This window comes from Paenibacillus sp. J22P15 (genome assembly GCF_056269345.1).
Map to the genome: position 1 here is coordinate 1 of NZ_JBWDNT010000042.1, position 1,816 is coordinate 1,816.

General features: G+C 52.6%; 2 protein-coding genes. Both read right to left on the minus strand.

Features of this window, described 5'->3' with window-relative positions:
- A partial coding sequence (locus AC0YN6_RS30385; protein WP_475751982.1) for a LamG domain-containing protein occupies positions 1-1,548 on the minus strand: 1,548 nt, incomplete at its 3' end.
- An 80-nt stretch (positions 1,549-1,628) separates the two neighbouring features.
- The coding region (locus tag AC0YN6_RS30390; protein WP_475751984.1) for a dockerin type I domain-containing protein at positions 1,629-1,816 on the minus strand (188 nt) is incomplete at its 5' end.

Below are 1,816 nucleotides of genomic sequence, written 5' to 3' on the forward strand. Positions count from 1 at the left end.
ATCGTCGGCATTCTCCTTCATCCACGTCATATATTGCTTGAGCTCGTTCGGATGTGACGATGCCAAATATTGCGTATCCGGAACGACGGCAATCGTGTAATCGCCTTCCGCGAAATTCGGCTCCAGCCAGTTGTACGTTTCATCATCGTAAGGGATCGCGTCGTTGCCGTTCGCCGAGCCGTCCGCATAGATGCCGTTCGCAGCTTGGTCCAGCTTCCAGTTGCCGATCATCCCCGACTCGTTTCCTTGTAGGTATTTGTTGTAATTGGTCTTAATTTCCTCGGCCGTGCGTGTCGTCGACCAGAGGCGGACATCGGCGATTTCACCGTTGAAATTGACCGCGGGCACATCTTGCGCGGTATAGCCTTCGTAGGTCGAGCCGATCTTGAGCTCGCGGAAGTTGGGAAGCGCCTTCGGAAGTGGATTAGCCGCCTTCTCCTCGTCGACCTTCTCTCCGTTCACGTAGGTGGCGACCGTTTGGTCCGCGTCGTTCAGAACAATCGCAAGATGTACCCAATCCCCGGCGTTCAGGTTGACGTTATCCGCGAAGTAATTAAGCTCATAGTTTTTGTTGTCCCGCCAATATAGACGCGGCTTTCCGTTCGTATTGATTTCGAAGCTGATTCGGGAAATATCGCTGTAATATTGGGATTCATAGTTCCCTACGATCGCCCCGATGCGCTTGTTGCTTGGTGTATCGGCAGGGATCTTCACCCAAGATTCGAACGTGCGAGGCGCAGCTTTCAGCCCTGCTTCCAATGCGAGCTCCAATTCTCCCGTCGCGAAGTTGGCGCCGCTACCCTTGAATTCACCTACGTATGTTCGAGGGAAGCCGTTTAGCGTGCCGTTCAGTTTCCCCGCTTTGTCTAGCACGACGTTTACGATACCGTTCAGGACGGAAGCATCCAGCTTCCAAGCATGCTTCAGGCCATCTTCGTTGCCGCTCAGCTCCGCGTATGCGTTGTCCTTCAGTTCGTCCAACGTGCGAATGTCGTTCCACAACCGCACTTCGGCAATTTCCGCCCGGACATGCATTTGGTTGCGCGTATCCGTCCCGATGCTATGGTCGGCCACGAACGCAACTTTCTCCGGCAGCTCCAGATTTTCGAAGGTCGCGACAACTGCTCCGTCCTGAATAACGGACACTCTCTTGTTCGCAGTGTCCCGAGTGACCGCGAGATGCGTCCACTTGCCCGTCGTTATGAGCAGGCCTGTCGTTTGCTTGTCAATTAATTTGCCATTCGATACTTCATAGTAACGCAGTTGGTTAGCCGCCGAGAGTTCAATCGAGAAAGCAGTTGCTCCCGAATTGAAATTGCCGAACAAAACTTGACGAACGTTTGGATTCACATTAAATTTTGCAAGCATTTCGAATGTCGCAGGAATGTTGTCCAGCTTGCCGTTCAGTTTGACGGAATTTGCCTTAGCAGCATCGAAGACTAATCCTCTCGGCTCTGCTTCCTCCGCTTGGGCGGCAATCGCTCCAAAACTTTGCATGACCAAGACGACAGCCATGAACCACGTAAACATCCATTTCCTCTTCCTCATCGGTTTCATCCTCTCCTATTTCGAAATATGGGCGAGCCCCCACCGGGTAAGCGGTGACGGATGCGTTGGCTTGTATTACATCATTGATGCTTGGAAGCGGAGGCCAGCTTATCCGCGATCATCTGCAGAAGTGCAAGAACGTCCTGCGTATTGACCTCTTTATCGCCGTTGACGTCCGCCGCCTCAAGCTTAGCTGCATTCTCTTCGCTCGGCTCGGCGACGATCAGCTTCAGGATCAGCGTCGCATCCAAAATATTGATTTGGTTAT